Source organism: Pantoea sp. 9140, assembly GCF_000745295.1.
Lineage (GTDB): Bacteria > Pseudomonadota > Gammaproteobacteria > Enterobacterales > Enterobacteriaceae > Pantoea > Pantoea vagans.
The window spans coordinates 2,080,170-2,097,766 of the sequence record NZ_JQNO01000001.1 but is presented as its reverse complement, the minus strand read 5'-3'; the positions used below and the strand labels follow the sequence as shown (position 1 = coordinate 2,097,766).

The window sequence follows — 17,597 nt, the reverse complement described above, 5'->3', positions numbered from 1 at the left end:
CTCTCTGGCTTAACTTCCACCAACACGTTACGGACGTAAGGATTTTTTTGTGCTGATAATTATAGGTTACCTGATTGTTTTAGGCTCCGTGTTGGGTGGATATGCGCTGGTAGGTGGCCATCTGGGCGCACTTTATCAGCCAGCCGAATTATTAATGATCGGCGGTGCCGGTGCCGGTGCTTTTTTAGTCGGTAACAATGGCAAATCGATTAAAAAAACGCTGAAAGCGCTGCCTAAGTTATTTCGCGGCTCCAAATACAACAAAGCGGTTTACATGGATTTGATGGCGCTGCTTTATCGCCTGATGGCGAAGTCGCGTCAGCAAGGGATGTTATCGCTGGAACGCGATATTGAAGATCCCAGCCAGAGTGAAATTTTTGCTAATTATCCCCGCATCCTTGCCGATAAACAGTTAGTCGATTTTATTACTGACTATTTGCGCCTGATGGTCAGCGGCAACATGAACGCCTTTGAAATCGAAGCGTTGATGGATGAAGAGATTGAGACCTACGAACACGAGTGTGACGTACCAGCGCAAAGTATTGCTGCGGTGGGTGATGGTCTTCCGGCATTTGGTATCGTGGCCGCGGTAATGGGCGTCGTCCATGCGCTGGCTTCGGCCGATCGTCCGGCCGCTGAACTGGGTGCGCTGGTCGCGCATGCGATGGTGGGAACTTTCCTGGGCATTCTGCTGGCGTACGGGTTTGTCTCTCCACTGTCGTCAGTACTGCGTCAGAAATGCGCGGAAACCACCAAGATGATGCAGTGCATTAAAGTGACATTGCTCTCGAGCCTCAATGGTTACGCGCCGCAGATTGCGGTGGAGTTTGGTCGTAAGACGCTCTATTCCGCCGAGCGTCCATCGTTCAGCGAACTGGAAGAGCATGTGCGTAACGCCAAGAACCCGGCTAAACAGACTTCTGACGAGGCTTCATGAAACACGGCAATCGCCCCATTGTGCTGATCAAAAAGCGCAAACATAAAGGCCATGAAGGCAGCCACGGTTCGTGGAAGATTGCCTACGCCGACTTTATGACGGCGATGATGGCCTTTTTTATGGTGATGTGGCTGCTGTCGATCGCCAACCCGCAGGAGCTGGTGCAGATTGCAGACTACTTCAAAACGCCGCTGAAAGTTGCGATTACCGGCGGCGCGCGCAGCAGTGACAGTGACAGCCCGATCCCGGGTGGCGGCGACGATCCGACCAAAAAGATTGGCGAAGTAAACAAAGTCGTCGATATGGACGCCCAGAAACGCAAGCTGGATGAGATTCGCCTTAACCGGCTGCGTGAAAAGCTCGACCAGCTGATCGAAGCAGATCCGCGTCTGAAAGCACTGCGGCCGCATTTGATCATCAACATGGTGGAAGAGGGGCTGCGTATTCAGATCATCGACAGCCAGAATCGCCCGATGTTTAAGACCGGTCGGGCCGAGGTGGAGCCGTATATGCGCGATATTCTGCGTGCCATTGCGCCGATCCTTAACGACATTCCGAACCGCATCAGCCTGGCCGGACATACCGATGATTTTCAGTATGCTGGCGGTGACAAGGGCTACAGCAACTGGGAACTTTCTACCGACCGCGCTAACGCCTCACGCCGGGAACTGGTGATGGGCGGCCTGGATAGCGGCAAAGTTTTACGGGTGTTAGGTATGGCCGACACCATGCGCCTGAAAAATCGTGGCGGTAATGACGCAGTTAACCGCCGCATCAGCCTGCTGGTGTTGAACCATGACACCGAAGCAGCAATAGAAAAAGAGAACGCAGAAAGTGATGCCGTCCAGATCAGCGATCCGGCGGCCATTGAACAGATTACCGCACCTGCAACACCAGGCAGCGCGGTGAATACAGCAGCCCCCTCACAGCCGAGGTGATTCCCGTGAGTATGGACATCAGCGATTTTTACCAGACGTTTTTTGATGAAGCCGATGAGCTGTTAGCGGATATGGAACAACACCTGTTGGGCCTTGACCCGCAGGAGCCAGATTCGGAACAGCTTAACGCCATCTTCCGTGCCGCTCACTCCATTAAGGGTGGGGCCGGAACCTTTGGTTTTACGGTATTACAGGAAACGACTCATATCCTGGAAAACATTCTGGATGGTGCTCGTCGCGGCGAGATGCAGCTCAGCACCGACATCATCAACCTGTTTTTGGAAACCAAAGATATTATGCAGGAACAGCTCGATGCTTATAAAACCGCGCAGGAGCCTAACGCGGAGAGCTTCAAATATATCTGTGAAGCGCTGCGCCAGCTGGCGCTCGAGGCCAAAGGTTTGCCGGTTGATGTTCCGGCTACGGTAACCACTGCCAGCGCGGAACCGGCCAGCACCAGCGGTCTGCGTGTACAGCTGATCGACCTCAAAGAGAAAGAAGTCGACCTGATGCTGGAAGAGATGAGCAATCTCGGCACCCTGACTAATGTGCAGAAGGGCAGCACCACGCTGGACGTCTGCATTGATGGCGTCGGTAAAGATGACATCGTGGCGGTGCTCTGCTTCGTGATCGACGAAGCGCAGATCCGCTTCCCGGCCGCTGACGAAGCCGTTGCCGCGCCGGTCGCTGCTGCTGTTGCAGCCGCACCAGTGGCAGAAGAGGTTCACACCGCCAGCGTTACCGAACTGCCCGTGGCAGCGATGAAACGTGAAAGTAAGCGCGTCGCGGCACCGGCTAAGTCGAGCGAATCGACCAGCATCCGTGTTGCAGTCGAGAAGGTCGATCAGCTGATCAACCTGGTCGGTGAACTGGTGATTACCCAGTCGATGCTCGCCCAGCGTTCCGGTGAACTCGACCCGGTGGCGCACGGCGACCTGCTGAACAGCATGGGCCAGCTGGAGCGTAACGCCCGCGATCTGCAGGAATCGGTGATGTCGATTCGTATGATGCCAATGGAATATGTCTTCAGCCGCTTCCCGCGTCTGGTGCGTGACCTGGCAAGCAAACTCGGCAAAGAGGTCGAACTGACCCTGCTGGGCAGCTCAACCGAACTCGATAAGAGCCTGATCGAACGCATTATCGACCCGTTAACGCATCTGGTGCGTAACAGTCTTGACCACGGTATCGAAACGCCTGAGAAACGTCTGGTGGCCGGTAAAGTGGCAACCGGTAACCTGACGCTTTCTGCGGAACACCAGGGCGGCAACATCTGTATCGAGGTGTCAGATGATGGTGCCGGTCTGAACCGTGAACGTATTCTGGCTAAAGCCCTGTCATCGGGCCTGCCGGTTCACGAGAACATGAGCGATGAAGAGGTCGGCATGCTGATCTTCGCACCGGGCTTCTCTACCGCGGAGCAGGTGACGGATGTTTCAGGACGCGGCGTCGGAATGGACGTGGTGAAACGAAATATTCAGGAGATGGGCGGTCACGTTGAAATCGCCTCGAAGCAGGGCAAAGGCACCACCATCCGTATCCTGCTGCCGCTGACGCTGGCCATTCTTGATGGCATGTCGGTTCGTGTGGCTGATGAAGTCTTTATTCTGCCGCTCAATGCGGTAATGGAATCACTGCAACCGCGTGCCGAAGAGCTGAAACCGCTGGCGGGTGGCGAATGCGTGCTGGAAGTGCGTGGTGAATATCTGCCACTGGTCGAGTTGTGGAACGTCTTTGATGTGCAGGGTGCCAAAACCGAGGCCACGCAGGGCATCGTGGTGATCCTGCAGAGCGCGGGCAAACGTTACGCGCTGCTGGTTGATCAGCTGATTGGTCAGCATCAGGTGGTGGTGAAGAACCTGGAAAGTAACTATCGCAAAGTGCCGGGCATCTCTGCCGCGACCATTCTTGGCGATGGTAGCGTAGCGCTGATTGTTGATGTATCAGCACTGCAGTCACTTAACCGTGAAAAACGTGTGGCCGGCGCTGCCGCCTGACAGATAACGAAAGGGTAAATAACATGAATGGAATGGCAACCGTGACAAAAATCGCTGGCGAAACTGTGGGTCAGGAGTTTCTGGTCTTCACGCTGGGCGACGAAGAGTACGGCATCGATATCCTCAAAGTTCAGGAAATTCGCGGTTACGATCAGGTAACGCGTATTGCGAATACCCCTGAATTCATCCGCGGCGTCACGAACCTGCGCGGCGTAATCGTGCCGATTATCGATCTGCGCGTTAAGTTTGCGCAGCCTGACGTTGAGTACAATGATAACACCGTGGTCATCGTGCTGAATCTGGAAAATCGCGTGGTCGGTATCGTGGTCGATGGCGTTTCTGACGTGCTGTCACTGACCCAGGATCAGATCCGCCCTTCACCGGAATTCGCGGTAACCATGTCTACCGAGTACCTGACCGGTCTGGGTGCGCTGGGCGATCGCATGCTGATTCTGGTCGACATTGAGAAGCTGCTGAGCAGCGACGAGATGGCGCTGGTGGATAACCTGCGTACCGCGTAATAGCCTCTTCACGGGCTGGCTCTGGCTGGCCCGTGATTGTTACATCATGTAATATTTTTCTTTTTATTCATATACTTAAAATTGCTGTTCCCCCTAATTTCCTGCTGTCACCTGCCGATAAACACACTGTCACTTTTAAATCACCTACATTTTTCAGGGTTACTCATGTTAACGAAAATCCGTGTGGTCACCAGCCTGTTACTGGTGTTGCTGGTGTTCGGGCTGTTACAGGCCTTCTCCGGTTCAGTTTTCTACTCCGCATTAAGCCACGACAAGCAGAGCTTCGCCGTGTCGCAGCTTGCGATGCAAAACACGCAGGCGCTCAATGACGCCTATATGAGTCTCAACCAGAGCCGTGTGCTGCTGACCCGCATTCAGCTGCGTATCGCCACCAGTAAACTGGAAGGTAAAACGGCCGATATCGCCTCGCTGTTTGAGGATAGTCAGCGTTTCCAGCAGGCAGCAGCGGGTTTCTACAAGACGTTCAAAGAGATGCCAGATACCCCAGGACAGGATGAGCAGCTTAACAATCAGCTTGACCAGCGCTTCAATGATTATGCGGGCGCGCTGAACAGCCTGCAGAGTGCGCTACAGGTCAATGATATGGCCGCAGCCGCAAAAGCCCCGGTGGCACCGAGCCAGAGTGCATTTCTGACGCTTTACCGCGAATGGCGCGCCGATCAGAGTCGCCTGACCACACTGGGCGTGGCAGAGAACAGTAGCGCCTATACCCGAATGATGTGGATCCTCTCTGCCATCATGGCTGCCGTGGTCGCGGTGATTGTGCTTTGCTGGTTTGGTCTGCGCAAAATCGTGTTAACGCCGCTGAATGGCAGCATTAATCACATTCAGCATATCGCCCAGGGTGATTTAACCCAGCCGATCGCGGTGGAAGGGCGTAACGAGATGACGCAGCTCGCCGCCAGCCTGCATGAAATGCAGCAGTCGCTGGTCCGCACCGTGACTAATGTCCGTGAAGGATCGGATGCGATCTTTACCGGTGCCAGTGAAATCTCTGCCGGAAACAATGACCTGTCCGCCCGCACAGAACAGCAGGCGGCGTCACTGGAGCAGACGGCGGCCAGTATGGAGCAGCTCACCGCCACCGTGAAACAGAACGCCGAGAACGCCCGCCAGGCGTCACAGCTGGCACTCAGCGCGTCTGAAACCGCAGAAAAAGGCGGCAGCGTCGTAGCTGGCGTGGTGAGAACCATGAGTGAAATCGCAGGCAGTTCGAAGAAGATTGCCGATATCACCAGCGTGATTGATGGCATCGCGTTCCAGACCAATATTCTGGCGCTTAACGCCGCCGTTGAAGCGGCGCGTGCCGGTGAACAGGGGCGCGGTTTTGCCGTGGTCGCGGGCGAGGTGCGTAGTCTGGCACAGCGTAGCGCCCAGGCCGCCAAAGAGATCAAAGGACTGATTGATGATTCAGTCAACCGCGTCAGCGTGGGTTCGCAGCTGGTCGGCACCGCCGGGGAAACCATGAGCGATATCGTCAGTGCGGTCACGCGCGTCACCGACATCATGGGCGAAATCGCCTCGGCGTCGGACGAGCAGAGTCGCGGTATCGACCAGGTCGGGCAGGCCGTCACCGAGATGGATCGCGTCACCCAGCAGAACGCCTCGCTGGTGGAGGAGTCCGCGGCAGCAGCCGCCTCACTGGAAGATCAGGCCAGCCGGTTAAGCCAGTCAGTTTCGGTCTTTAAAATCAAACGTGAAGCCAGGCCGACGCTGACAAAGCATCTGCCAATTGCTTCGACCGCAACAAAGGCGCTGGCACCACGCAAAGCCCTGACGGCTCCGGTCAGTGATACAAACTGGGAAACCTTCTGATCTGACGCTGCGCATCCTGCGGGATGCGCAGCCCTTTCCGCTATCCCGCCTCCTGGCGTCAGACTCCGCCCTCTCTTTTGATAAAAATAATTACAAAAGCCCGCTCTCGCCTGAAAGCGCCGAAAAGCGTTAATTAATCGCCAGAACCCGCCGATATAGCCGCTGCACCTTAATCAACCTGCAGGGGAACGAGATGTTAAAAAAAATAAAAGTGGTCACCAGTTTAATCGCCGTACTGGTTATCTTTGGCGCGCTTCAGCTGATTTCTGGCAGCCTTTTCTGGTCGGCGCTGAATAATGATAAAGAGGCGTTTGCGCTGTCGCAGATTTCTAATCGCAACGTCACGTCGATGACAGATGCTTATATCGCCCTGAACAACAGCCGTACCACGCTGAACCGCGCCATGCTGCGCTTACAGACCAGCATGGCATCGCAGATGAATGGCGGTCAGCTCGACGATCTGATGAACAAAGCCAACGCCCAGCTGGCAGAGGCCGACCGTCACTTTAAAATCTATTACGATCTGCCCGCCACGCCGGGGCTTGAAGTGGCGCTGCGCGACAAACTCGAAGCGGATTACGCGCAATATGAAAAAGGGCTGAAAGGCATGGTCGCCAGCCTGCAGGCCCGCGATCTGGAAGGGATGTTTAAACAGAATATTGAACAGAAACAGGTCGCGATGCAGAGCAGCTACGGTGAGTGGCGTGCACGTCAGACCGAGCTTTCCGATCAGGGCATCGCACAGAACCATAAAGCCTTTACTCAGATGATGTGGCTGCTGGGCACCATTGGCGTCGCGGTAATCGTGGTGATCCTGGCCTGCTGGTTTGGCCTGCGTCAGGTTCTGATTCAGCCGCTGCAACAGCTGCTGGCGCAGATTCGCGCTATCGCTTCCGGCGATTTGACCCAGCCGATTGTGGTTGAGGGCCGTAATGAGATGAGCCAGCTGGCTGCCGGTATCCATGAGATGCAGCAATCGCTGGTGATGACGGTCGGTAATGTGCGTGACGGCTCTGACGCCATCTTCACTGGTGCCAGCGAAATCGCCGCCGGTAATAACGACCTGTCAGCCCGCACCGAAGAGCAGGCCGCCTCGCTGGAGCAGACTGCAGCCAGCATGGAACAGCTCACCGCCACGGTGAAACAGAATGCTGACAACGCCCGTCAGGCCTCGCAGCTGGCGCTGACCGCCTCTGAAACCGCGCAGCAGGGCGGCAAAGTGGTGAATGGCGTGGTGACGACCATGAAAGAGATTGCAGGCAGCTCGAAGAAGATCGCAGACATCATCAGTGTGATCGACGGTATCGCCTTCCAGACCAACATCCTGGCGCTGAATGCCGCGGTTGAAGCGGCGCGTGCCGGTGAACAGGGTCGCGGTTTTGCGGTAGTGGCCGGTGAAGTACGCAGCCTGGCACAGCGCAGTGCTCAGGCCGCCAAAGAGATCAAAGGCCTGATTGAGGACTCGGTGTCGCGCGTCAACAGCGGTTCACTGCAGGTTGAAAGCGCCGGCAGTACCATGAATGAGATTGTGGGTGCCGTGACCCGCGTGACCGACATCATGGGCGAGATCGCCTCTGCATCAGACGAGCAGAGCCGCGGTATTGAGCAGGTCGGTCTGGCCGTCACCGAAATGGATCGCGTGACCCAGCAGAACGCCTCGCTGGTGGAGGAGTCTGCCGCTGCCGCCGCCGCACTGGAGCAGCAGGCCAGCGTCCTCACCCAGGCCGTCTCGGTTTTCAAAATTTCCCGCGCCTGATTTTCTGCCTTTCAGCGTGGCGGCGGTTTAAAGCCGTTGCCACGCATAAAGTTCCCCCCGACGCCGCCGATAAATAAACACGAATCGCCAACCAATGAGGTGTTTATGTTTAGTCGAGTACGCGTTGTTTCCGGCCTGCTGTGTGTGCTGGCGCTGTTTGCGCTGCTGCAGCTGTTTTCCGGCGGAATGTTTTTCAAAACTGTCAGTTCAGATAAAGAGAATTTTGCCTACAACCAGCGTCTGAATACGTTGCAACAGGCGATGGGCACCTCATGGGTTTCGCTGGTTCAGGCGCGTAACACCCTTAACCGCGCCGGTATCCGTTTTCTGCAGGATGCGCAGATGTCGGGATCGGGCGCCAGCGTAAAAGAGCTGGTCGCACTGGCGGGCGAGGAGCTGAAGCAGGCTGAAGTCAACTATCAAATTTTCAACGATAACCTGTCAGAACAGGGCAAAACGGCTGAAAACGTCGTGGCGTTGCAGGCGAACTACAAGGCCTATCACGATGCGCTGGCAGAGCTGATGGTGTTCTTCACTACCGGCAACTTCAAGGGGTTTGTGGATCAGCCAACACAGAGTTTCCAGGACAAGTTCCAGAAAGATTACAGCGCCTGGCTTGAGAACAACAAAGCACTGTCACAGCAGGGCGTAGAAGCCAACCAGCAGGCCTACAGCCGCTCCATCACTATCGTTATCGCCACGCTGGCCGTGACGTTGCTGATGATTATCCTGGTGTGGAACGTGATGCGTTCAGTGCTGATCCGTCCTCTGCGTCAGAGCATTGAGCATATCCAGCACATCGCACGCGGCGATCTGACCCAGCCGGTTGAGATTACCGTGCGCAACGAAATTGGTGAGTTACTGACGTCACTGCAGCATATGCAGCAGGAGCTGGCACGCACTGTCCGCACCGTGCGTGACGGCTCAGATGCCATCTATACCGGTGCCAGCGAAATTTCCATCGGTAACAACGATCTCTCCTCGCGTACCGAACAGCAGGCCGCCTCGCTGGAGCAGACCGCTGCCAGCATGGAGCAGCTCACCGCGACCGTGAAGCAGAATGCCGAAAACGCCCGTCAGGCGTCGAAGCTGGCGCTGACCGCCTCGGAAACCGCGCAGCAGGGCGGCAAAGTGGTGGATGGCGTGGTCACCACCATGAAAGAGATTGCGGGCAGCTCCAAGAAGATTGCCGATATTACCAGCGTGATTGACGGCATTGCCTTCCAGACCAACATCCTGGCACTGAACGCGGCGGTTGAAGCCGCTCGCGCCGGTGAGCAGGGGCGCGGCTTTGCCGTCGTGGCGGGTGAAGTACGCAGCCTTGCGCAGCGCAGCGCCCAGGCCGCCAAAGAGATCAAGGGTCTTATTGAGGATTCCGTAAGCCGCGTTAATACCGGCTCGGTGCTGGTAGAGAGCGCCGGTGACACCATGAGCAACATCGTCAGCGCCGTCACACGCGTCACCGACATCATGGGCGAGATCGCCTCTGCGTCAGACGAACAGAGCCGTGGCATTGACCAGGTGGGCCTTGCGGTCACCGAGATGGATCGCGTCACGCAGCAGAACGCCTCACTGGTTGAAGAGTCAGCGGCAGCGGCTGCAGCGCTCGAAGATCAGGCAAGTCACTTAAAACAAGCAGTATCAGTGTTCAATATTGGTAAAGAATTTGTCGCGCAGGCCGTTAACAAGACAACGGCGACAAAAACGCTCCAGTCAGATGCACCGTTAGCCGTTGGTCGTTCGTCTGCGGTACGCAGCGACGACAACTGGGAAACCTTTTAATCGCCCGTGGCCCGGCCGCCATTGAGCCGCCGGGCATCGCAGCAGACAGTTAATGTATTCAGTTCGGGCCAGGTGCAGAGATGAAAAAATCGACGATTTTAGATCAAAATGAGACGACAACGCTGCTGTCGCAGATGGTGCAGCGTTTACCGCTCTCCGATACGCATTTTCGCCGTATCAGCCAGCTGATCTATCAGCGTGCCGGTATCGTACTGGCCGATCACAAGCGAGAGATGGTTTATAACCGTCTGGTTCGTCGCCTGCGCACGCTGAATATCGATGATTTCGGTCGTTACCTGGCGCTGCTGGAGTCCGATCCGAACAGTGCCGAGTGGCAGGCGTTTATCAACGCCCTGACCACCAACCTGACCGCGTTCTTCCGCGAAGCGCATCACTTCCCGATTCTGGCGGAGCATGCACGTAAGCGCCAGGGCAACTTCAGCGTCTGGAGTACCGCGGCGTCAACCGGTGAGGAGCCTTATTCCATCGCCATGACGCTGGCCGAAACGCTGGGTACCGGGCCAGGTAAATTCCAGGTCCATGCCAGCGATATCGACACGCAGGTGCTGGAAAAAGCGGTATCGGGTGTTTATCGCCAGGAGGAACTGCGCACGCTGTCACCGGCGCAAATGCAGCGTTTCTTCCTGCGCGGCACCGGTCCACACGCCGGAATGGTACGGGCGCGTCCCGAGCTGACCAACCTCGTCACCTATGCACAGCTTAACCTGCTGGCCAACGACTGGGCGCTGCCGGGTCAGTTCGACGCTATTTTCTGTCGCAATGTGATGATCTATTTCGATAAAGAGACGCAGGAGAAGATTCTGCGTCGGTTTGTCCCGCTGCTGAAGCCGGGCGGCATCCTGTTCGCCGGGCACTCAGAAAACTTCAGTCAGATCAGTAAAGAGTTCTGGCTGCGCGGACAAACCGTCTATGGACTGACGAAGGAAAGATGATGAGCAAAATCACCGTGATGTGCGTAGATGACTCTGCGCTGATGCGGCAGTTGATGACAGAGATCATCAACAGCCATCCGGATATGGAGATGGTCGCTACGGCGCCCGATCCGCTGGTCGCCCGCGATTTGATCAAGCAGTTCAATCCGCAGGTGCTGACGCTGGATGTGGAAATGCCGCGCATGGATGGCCTCGATTTCCTGGAAAAACTGATGCGGTTACGGCCAATGCCGGTGGTGATGGTTTCATCGCTGACCGGGAAAGGCTCCGAAATCACCCTGCGGGCGCTGGAACTGGGGGCGGTGGATTTCGTCACCAAACCCCAGCTCGGCATCCGCGAAGGTATGCTGGCCTACAGCCAGATGATTGGCGACAAAATCCGCGCGGCGGCCCGGGCCCGACTGCACAACCGTGCTGCGATGCCGGTGCCGGCGACGCTGAAAGCGGGGCCACTGCTGAGTAGTGAGAAGCTGATTGCGATTGGCTCCTCTACCGGCGGCACCGAGGCGATTCGCCACGTGCTGCAGCCGTTACCGGCGACCAGCCCGGCGTTGCTGATTACCCAGCATATGCCGCCAGGCTTTACCCGCTCTTTTGCCGAGCGTCTGAACAAGCTGTGTCAGATCACGGTGAAAGAGGCCGAAGACGGTGAGCGTATTCTGCCAGGGCACGCTTATATCGCGCCAGGCGCAATGCACATGGAGCTGGCCCGAAGTGGTGCCAACTATGTGGTGAAACTGAATGAAGGTCCACCGGTTAACCGGCACAAACCCTCTGTGGATGTGCTGTTCAAATCGGTGGCAACGTACGCCGGACGAAATGCGGTAGGGGTCATCCTTACCGGCATGGGCAACGACGGTGCCGCCGGGATGCTGGAAATGCATCGGGCAGGTGCCTGGACTATCGCCCAGAACGAAGCCAGCTGTGTGGTATTTGGCATGCCGCGTGAGGCTATTGCCACAGGCGGCGTGAGCGAAGTCGTGGATTTAAGCAACATCAGCCAGCATATGCTGGCGAAAATTAGCGCCGGACAGGCATTGCGTATTTAACAGGCCCGTCCCGCCGGGCGAGACAACTCAGGAGTAGATATGGCTGATAAAAACATGCGCTTTTTGGTAGTAGACGACTTCAATACGATGCGTCGTATTGTGCGTAACCTGCTGAAAGAGCTGGGCTTCAATAACGTAGAAGAAGCGGAAGATGGTGTGGATGCCCTCGGTAAACTGAAAGCGGGCGGCTTCGACTTCGTGATTTCCGACTGGAACATGCCAAACATGGATGGCCTGCAGCTGCTGCAGACTATTCGTGCCGACGCGGCGATGAGTTCGCTGCCGGTGCTGATGGTGACCGCGGAAGCCAAGAAAGAGAACATTATCGCCGCCGCCCAGGCGGGAGCCAGCGGATATGTCGTGAAGCCATTCACTGCGGCAACCCTGGAAGAGAAGCTGGGTAAAATTTTCGAAAAACTGGGCATGTAAGGGGATGTGATGAGCGACTTTCCGAAACCAACTGAGGATGCCGCGGCACACGACATCATTTCACGTATTGGCTCACTGACGCGCATGCTGCGCGACAGTCTGCGCGAGCTGGGGCTGGATAAAGCCATTGCCGATGCAGCTGAAGCCATTCCTGATGCCCGCGATCGTCTTGATTATGTGGTGCAGATGACGGCGCAAGCCGCCGACCGTGCGCTGAACTGTGTTGAAGCAGCACAACCCCATCAGGATAAGATGGAAGCCGGGGCAACCCAGCTGAAAGGGCGTTGGGATGCGTGGTTTGAAAACCCGATTGAACTGGGTGATGCGCGGGAGTTGGTGACGGATACGCGCGAATTCCTCACCGCCGTGCCTGAGCACACCGCCTTTACCAACAAGCAGCTGCTTGAAATCATGATGGCGCAGGATTTCCAGGACCTGACCGGTCAGGTGATCAAGCGCATGATGGATGTGATCCAGGAAATTGAGCGCCAGCTGTTAATGGTGCTGCTGGAGAACATGCCAGAAGTCAGCGCTGAGAAGCGTCAGGAAGGCACCAGCCTGCTGAATGGACCGCAGATCCACGCCGATGCACCGGGCGTGGTGGCGAACCAGGATCAGGTTGATGACCTGCTGGACAGCTTAGGGTTCTAAGCTTCATCCGCCTGCGGGCGGACAAAACGGCTCCCGGCGTCAAAAAACAGGGTCACCTTTGGGTGGCCCCGTTCCGCATTGTCAGACCCATCCCCGAAAGAACGCCTGTTTTCCCCATCTTATCTCCGCTTTAACTTAAGCCAGATTTGGCATCCTATGCTCAGAATTCCTGCCAACCGAGGTTTGTCGTGGCTGAAGATAGCGACGAAGACAAAACAGAATCGCCCACGGCCCACCGACTTGAGAAAGCGCGTGAAGAGGGCCAGATTCCGCGTTCGCGCGAACTGACGTCACTGCTGATGCTGCTGGCCGGCATCATGATCCTGTGGATGGGCGGCAACATGATGGCGCACCGGCTGGCGGCCATGGTCGCCACCGGACTCCGTTTTGACCACGGCATGGTCAGGGATGACAAAATTATCGTCAGCCACATCGGCAGCCTGATTACCCAGGCACTGATGGCGCTGCTGCCGCTGATGGGCGGTCTGGTGCTGGTGGCGATTGCCGCACCCATGCTGCTGGGCGGACTTGTTTTCAGCGGTAAATCGATCAAGTTCGACCTGAAGAAGATGAGCCCGATGGCGGGGTTCAAACGGATGTTCGCCGCGCAGGCCTGGACCGAACTGTTTAAAGGCATCCTCAAAACCATTCTGGTGGGCGCAGTGGGCTGGTGGTACATCTGGAGCCACTGGCCGGAGATGCTGCGGCTGATCAGTGAGGCGCCCGTCACCGCGCTGATTCACGGCATGGAGATGATCGCGGTCTGCTGTTCACTGGTGATGCTCGGGCTGATCCCGATGGTGGGATATGACGTCTTCTGGCAGCTCTACAGCCACTTCAAAAAGCTGAAGATGTCGATGCAGGAGATCCGCGACGAGCATAAGCAGCAGGAAGGTGACCCGCACGTTAAAGGGCGTATCCGACAGCAGATGCGCGCCGCCGCGCGACGCAGAATGATGGCTGATGTGCCAAAAGCCGATGTCATCGTCACCAACCCGACGCACTACTCGGTGGCATTGCAATACAACGAGAAGAAGATGAGCGCGCCGAAGGTTGTGGCCAAAGGCGCGGGCGAGATCGCCCTGAGAATTCGTGAACTGGCTGCCGAACACCGCATCCCGGTTCTGGAAGCACCGCCGCTGGCGCGTGCGCTATACCGACATACCGAAATTGGTCAGCACATCCCCGGCGCGCTCTATGCTGCCGTGGCCGAAGTACTGGCGTGGGTCTGGCAGTCGCGTCGCTGGAAGCGCGAAGGCGGCCTGATCCCAACCAAACCAAAAAACCTGCCGGTTCCGGCAGAGATGGACTTTGCAGGAGAGAGCAAAAACGATGGCTAATAACCTGGCCGCAAAACTACGTTTACCGGGCAACTTTAAAGATATGCAGTGGCAGGTGCTGGCTGGTCCGGTGCTGATCCTGATGATCCTGTCGATGATGGTTCTGCCATTACCGCCGTTCATCCTTGATCTGCTGTTCACCTTTAACATTGCGCTGTCGATCATGATCCTGCTGGTGTCGATGTTCACCCAGCGGACCCTGGAGTTTGCGGCGTTCCCGACCATTCTGCTGTTCTCTACTTTGCTGCGTCTGGCACTGAACGTGGCTTCAACCCGTATCATCCTGATGGATGGGCACACCGGTGCCGCCGCGGCAGGACAGGTCGTTGAAGCCTTCGGTCACTTCCTGGTGGGCGGTAACTTCGCCATCGGTATCGTGGTGTTTATCATCCTGGTCATCATCAACTTCATGGTTATCACCAAGGGTGCAGGTCGTATCGCCGAAGTGGGCGCGCGCTTTGTACTGGACGGGATGCCCGGTAAGCAGATGGCGATCGATGCCGACCTCAACGCCGGTCTGATCGGTGAAGATGAAGCTAAACGCCGCCGTGCTGAAGTGACCCAGGAAGCGGACTTCTACGGTTCGATGGACGGTGCCAGTAAGTTCGTTCGTGGTGATGCCGTCGCCGGTATCATGATCATGGTGATCAACGTCATCGGCGGCCTGCTGGTGGGTGTGGTGCAGCACGGTATGGATGTCGGTCACGCCGCAGAGACCTATACGCTGCTGACCATCGGTGATGGTCTGGTTGCCCAGATCCCGGCGCTGGTTATCTCTACCGCAGCCGGTGTTATCGTGACGCGCGTCGCCACCGATCAGGATGTCGGTGAGCAAATGGTTACCCAGCTGTTTAAGGATCCCCGCGTGCTGATGCTCAGCGCCGGGGTGATTGGCCTGCTGGGTCTGGTGCCTGGCATGCCTAACTTCGTCTTCCTGCTGTTTACCGCCGCCTTGCTGGGTCTGGCCTGGTGGCTGCGCGGACGCGAAACGCAGCCGAAGAAGAAAGTTGACGTTGCTGGCAGCATCAGCAACAAAGCGGCGGTGGACACGCCAGCCGCCACCGAAGCCTCCTGGACCGATGTACAGCTGGAAGATACGCTGGGCATGGAAGTGGGCTATCGGCTGATTCCGATGGTCGATCATCAGCAAAACGGCGAGCTACTGGGCCGTATCCGCAGTATCCGTAAGAAAGTTGCGCAGGATGTCGGTTTCCTGCCGCCGGTAGTGCATATCCGTGACAACATGGAGTTGCCACCTGCGCGCTATCGCATCCTGATGAAAGGGGTGGAGATTGGCAGTGGGGATGCCTATCCTGGCCGCTGGATGGCGATTAACCCGGGCACGGCTGCCGGCAGTCTGCCGGGTGAAGCGACTGTCGATCCGGCCTTTGGTCTGGCGGCGGTCTGGATCGACAGTGCGCTGAAAGAGCAGGCGCAGATTCAGGGCTTTACCGTAGTAGAAGCCAGTACCGTGGTGGCAACACACCTCAACCATCTGATTGGTCAGTTCGCCAGCGAGCTGTTTGGCCGTCAGGAAGCGCAGCAGCTGCTGGATCGCGTGACGCAGGAGATGCCGAAGCTGACCGAAGATCTGGTGCCGGGGGTGATCTCGCTGACCACGCTGCACAAGGTGCTGCAGAATCTGCTGGTGGAGCGGGTCTCGATTCGCGATATGCGCACCATTATTGAAACGCTGGCGGAACATGCGCCGGTACAGAGCGATCCGCAGGAGCTGACCAGCGTGGTGCGTGTGGCGCTGGGCCGTGCGATTACGCAGCAGTGGTTCCCGGGCAATGATGAGGTACAGGTTATCGGGCTGGATTCTACGCTGGAGCGTCTGCTGTTACAGGCACTGCAGGGCGGCGGTGGCCTGGAGCCGGGACTGGCCGATCGGCTGTTAAGTCAGGCACAGGCGGCATTACAGCGTCAGGAGATGCTGGGCGCGCCACCGGTGCTGCTGGTCAATCATCCGCTGCGTGCGCTGCTGGCGCGATTCCTGCGCCGCAATCTGCCTCAGCTGGTGGTGCTCTCGAATCTGGAGCTGAGCGACAATCGCCAGATCCGTATGACTGCTACCATCGGAGGCAAATAATGCGCGGGCTGCTGATGGTGCTTTTCATGCTGCCGACGCTGGCTCAGGCAGCCGGTGGTGCCTGGAGCGCCACGGCCAACGGCCCGCTGCTGGCGAATCGCGGCAGCTGGCAACGGGCGCAGCCGCTGACGCCACCCGCCGATGTCGGCGGGGAGGTCAGCATCATTAACTGGCGTTATGAGCTGAGCAGATCTGCGCCGTCGGGTCTGGAAGTGCGGCTGTGCGGCGAGCAGCGCTGCACTACGCTTGAGGGTGCCAGCGGCACCACGCGCGGGCTGGCACATCTCAATGCCGGTGAAACCCTGCATATGGTGTTTGGTTTTGCCGGCAGCGGGGCGCTGCCACCCGGATTGCGGGTGGTGAGCAGCGAAGTCATGGTCAATTACCAGTAAGCGTCTTGCTGCTGAGCTTATGAAAAGGGAGCCAGACGAACACCGTCTGGCTCCCTTTTTCATGATGGTGCTGGCTGTGAAATGATGTTGACCTGGCACGCCTGCCAGATGATGCACCTGTCCGACGCTCTGTCATGACCCAATGCGTGATAAAACTTTCACGCCACCTGATTCTCTTTCTGCGCCAGAAAATCCTTTAAGGGCGTTACGCGGCTGATCTCCTCCTGAGCCCTGGCGTCATGCATCACTTCCCAGATATCGACACTGTTTTGCAGGTTAAGCCAGAACTCAACGCTGGTGTCAAAGGCTGCCGCCAGCCTGAAAGCCATATCCGGCGTCAGCTTCCGGTTGTTGTTCACCAGGGCACTGACCGTGTTGCGGTGCACCTTGAGCATCTCCGCTAAGTCGAGAATCTTCAGGCCGGTTGGCTCCAGATATTCGTAGAGTAATACATCGCCGACAGTGGTCGGTTTGCGTGTCGCCTGGTTCATAGTCTTGCTCTCTTAATTGACTGACAGAGGTTGATGATGTTGCATGCTGTATTACAGTTTTTTATGCAGCTCATCACTTGTGCGTTTTATAGCTATGCGCGTCCAGATAAAGGTCAACGGCCTTACCTTCTATCCACTTAAAGATCAGCCGATATTGCTCATTAACCCTGATCGAAGCGTATCCCTTAAGGGCGGGTTCAGCTCCTCATAACGGTTGCCTGGCGGCGACCTCAGGTCTTTAAAACTAATCGCTGCATTGATGATGTCGAGCTTTCGCGCCAATGAGGATGAGAGGGTTGGGGGTATTCTTTTAGAATATTTGCCATATAAAAAATAATTCTCAAGCCAGTCATCCCTGAAGCTTTCGATGTTTCTTAACGTCGCCACCTGATTACCTCCCTGTATCATGCTGAAAAGAGATTAACGCACCGCAGCA

The 17,597-nt window shown here is 56.8% G+C and carries 15 protein-coding genes and 1 pseudogene; 14 read left to right on the top strand and 2 right to left on the bottom strand.

Annotated features, from left to right (window positions below):
• The first annotated feature begins 49 nt into the window (after window positions 1-49).
• The 14 genes from motA to FA92_RS09840 all read left to right on the top strand — a co-directional run bounded on the left by motA (window position 50) and on the right by FA92_RS09840 (window position 16,670).
• On the top strand, window positions 50-937 hold the full coding sequence (gene motA, locus FA92_RS09905; protein WP_003849139.1) for a flagellar motor stator protein MotA: 888 nt from the start codon (window positions 50-52) through the stop codon (window positions 935-937).
• A complete protein-coding gene (gene motB, locus FA92_RS09900; RefSeq protein WP_033783344.1) occupies window positions 934-1,875 on the top strand; it encodes a flagellar motor protein MotB in 942 nt (313 codons plus the stop codon). The genes motA and motB overlap by 4 nt, the downstream gene beginning before the upstream one ends.
• Window positions 1,876-1,886: 11 nt before the next feature.
• Complete coding sequence (gene cheA / locus FA92_RS09895; protein WP_197061511.1) at window positions 1,887-3,869, top strand: chemotaxis protein CheA; 1,983 nt, start codon at window positions 1,887-1,889, stop codon at window positions 3,867-3,869.
• A gap of 23 nt (window positions 3,870-3,892) precedes the next feature.
• A complete protein-coding gene (gene cheW, locus FA92_RS09890; RefSeq protein ID WP_013358230.1) occupies window positions 3,893-4,390 on the top strand; it encodes a chemotaxis protein CheW in 498 nt (165 codons plus the stop codon).
• A 165-nt stretch (window positions 4,391-4,555) separates the two neighbouring features.
• Window positions 4,556-6,226, top strand: a complete 1,671-nt coding sequence (locus tag FA92_RS09885; protein ID WP_033783343.1) for a methyl-accepting chemotaxis protein — start codon at window positions 4,556-4,558, stop codon at window positions 6,224-6,226.
• 193 nt (window positions 6,227-6,419) lie between these two features.
• On the top strand, window positions 6,420-7,982 hold the full coding sequence (locus FA92_RS09880; protein ID WP_033783341.1) for a methyl-accepting chemotaxis protein: 1,563 nt from the start codon (window positions 6,420-6,422) through the stop codon (window positions 7,980-7,982).
• A gap of 105 nt (window positions 7,983-8,087) precedes the next feature.
• On the top strand, window positions 8,088-9,764 hold the full coding sequence (locus FA92_RS09875; protein ID WP_033732948.1) for a methyl-accepting chemotaxis protein: 1,677 nt from the start codon (window positions 8,088-8,090) through the stop codon (window positions 9,762-9,764).
• Between the two features lie 80 nt (window positions 9,765-9,844).
• A complete protein-coding gene (cheR, locus tag FA92_RS09870; RefSeq protein ID WP_013358226.1) occupies window positions 9,845-10,717 on the top strand; it encodes a protein-glutamate O-methyltransferase CheR in 873 nt (290 codons plus the stop codon).
• Entirely contained in the window at window positions 10,717-11,766 is a 1,050-nt protein-coding gene (locus tag FA92_RS09865) for a chemotaxis response regulator protein-glutamate methylesterase (RefSeq protein WP_033783339.1), read from the top strand. Before cheR ends, FA92_RS09865 begins: the two co-directional genes overlap by 1 nt.
• 39 nt (window positions 11,767-11,805) lie before the next feature.
• Entirely contained in the window at window positions 11,806-12,195 is a 390-nt protein-coding gene (gene cheY, locus FA92_RS09860) for a chemotaxis response regulator CheY (RefSeq protein WP_010258559.1), read from the top strand.
• Between the two features lie 9 nt (window positions 12,196-12,204).
• On the top strand, window positions 12,205-12,846 hold the full coding sequence (cheZ, locus tag FA92_RS09855; RefSeq protein ID WP_013358224.1) for a protein phosphatase CheZ: 642 nt from the start codon (window positions 12,205-12,207) through the stop codon (window positions 12,844-12,846).
• A gap of 188 nt (window positions 12,847-13,034) precedes the next feature.
• On the top strand, window positions 13,035-14,186 hold the full coding sequence (gene flhB / locus FA92_RS09850; RefSeq protein ID WP_013358223.1) for a flagellar biosynthesis protein FlhB: 1,152 nt from the start codon (window positions 13,035-13,037) through the stop codon (window positions 14,184-14,186).
• On the top strand, window positions 14,179-16,278 hold the full coding sequence (gene flhA, locus FA92_RS09845) for a flagellar biosynthesis protein FlhA (protein ID WP_033783338.1): 2,100 nt from the start codon (window positions 14,179-14,181) through the stop codon (window positions 16,276-16,278). The genes flhB and flhA overlap by 8 nt, the downstream gene beginning before the upstream one ends.
• On the top strand, window positions 16,278-16,670 hold the full coding sequence (locus FA92_RS09840; protein WP_033783336.1) for a flagellar protein FlhE: 393 nt from the start codon (window positions 16,278-16,280) through the stop codon (window positions 16,668-16,670). Before flhA ends, FA92_RS09840 begins: the two co-directional genes overlap by 1 nt.
• Window positions 16,671-16,828: 158 nt before the next feature.
• Here the strand turns inward: FA92_RS09840 and FA92_RS09835 are convergent, their stop codons facing one another.
• On the bottom strand, window positions 16,829-17,161 hold the full coding sequence (locus FA92_RS09835; protein WP_033783335.1) for a HigA family addiction module antitoxin: 333 nt from the start codon (window positions 17,159-17,161) through the stop codon (window positions 16,829-16,831).
• A 73-nt stretch (window positions 17,162-17,234) separates the two neighbouring features.
• A pseudogene (locus FA92_RS22600) lies at window positions 17,235-17,569 on the bottom strand (type II toxin-antitoxin system RelE/ParE family toxin).
• Window positions 17,570-17,597: the final 28 nt, after the last annotated feature.

Bases quoted from the DNA above. Each gene is read 5' to 3' on its own strand.
- cheZ (WP_013358224.1), top strand. From the start codon at position 12,205: ATGAGCGACTTTCCGAAACCAACTGAGGATGCCGCGGCACACGACATC.
- FA92_RS09875 (WP_033732948.1), top strand. From the start codon at position 8,088: ATGTTTAGTCGAGTACGCGTTGTTTCCGGCCTGCTGTGTGTGCTGGCG.
- FA92_RS09885 (WP_033783343.1), top strand. From the start codon at position 4,556: ATGTTAACGAAAATCCGTGTGGTCACCAGCCTGTTACTGGTGTTGCTG.
- FA92_RS09835 (WP_033783335.1), bottom strand. From the start codon at position 17,161: ATGAACCAGGCGACACGCAAACCGACCACTGTCGGCGATGTATTACTC.
- FA92_RS09880 (WP_033783341.1), top strand. From the start codon at position 6,420: ATGTTAAAAAAAATAAAAGTGGTCACCAGTTTAATCGCCGTACTGGTT.
- FA92_RS09840 (WP_033783336.1), top strand. From the start codon at position 16,278: ATGCGCGGGCTGCTGATGGTGCTTTTCATGCTGCCGACGCTGGCTCAG.
- cheW (WP_013358230.1), top strand. From the start codon at position 3,893: ATGAATGGAATGGCAACCGTGACAAAAATCGCTGGCGAAACTGTGGGT.
- cheA (WP_197061511.1), top strand. From the start codon at position 1,887: ATGGACATCAGCGATTTTTACCAGACGTTTTTTGATGAAGCCGATGAG.
- FA92_RS09865 (WP_033783339.1), top strand. From the start codon at position 10,717: ATGAGCAAAATCACCGTGATGTGCGTAGATGACTCTGCGCTGATGCGG.
- motB (WP_033783344.1), top strand. From the start codon at position 934: ATGAAACACGGCAATCGCCCCATTGTGCTGATCAAAAAGCGCAAACAT.
- cheY (WP_010258559.1), top strand. From the start codon at position 11,806: ATGGCTGATAAAAACATGCGCTTTTTGGTAGTAGACGACTTCAATACG.
- flhA (WP_033783338.1), top strand. From the start codon at position 14,179: ATGGCTAATAACCTGGCCGCAAAACTACGTTTACCGGGCAACTTTAAA.
- cheR (WP_013358226.1), top strand. From the start codon at position 9,845: ATGAAAAAATCGACGATTTTAGATCAAAATGAGACGACAACGCTGCTG.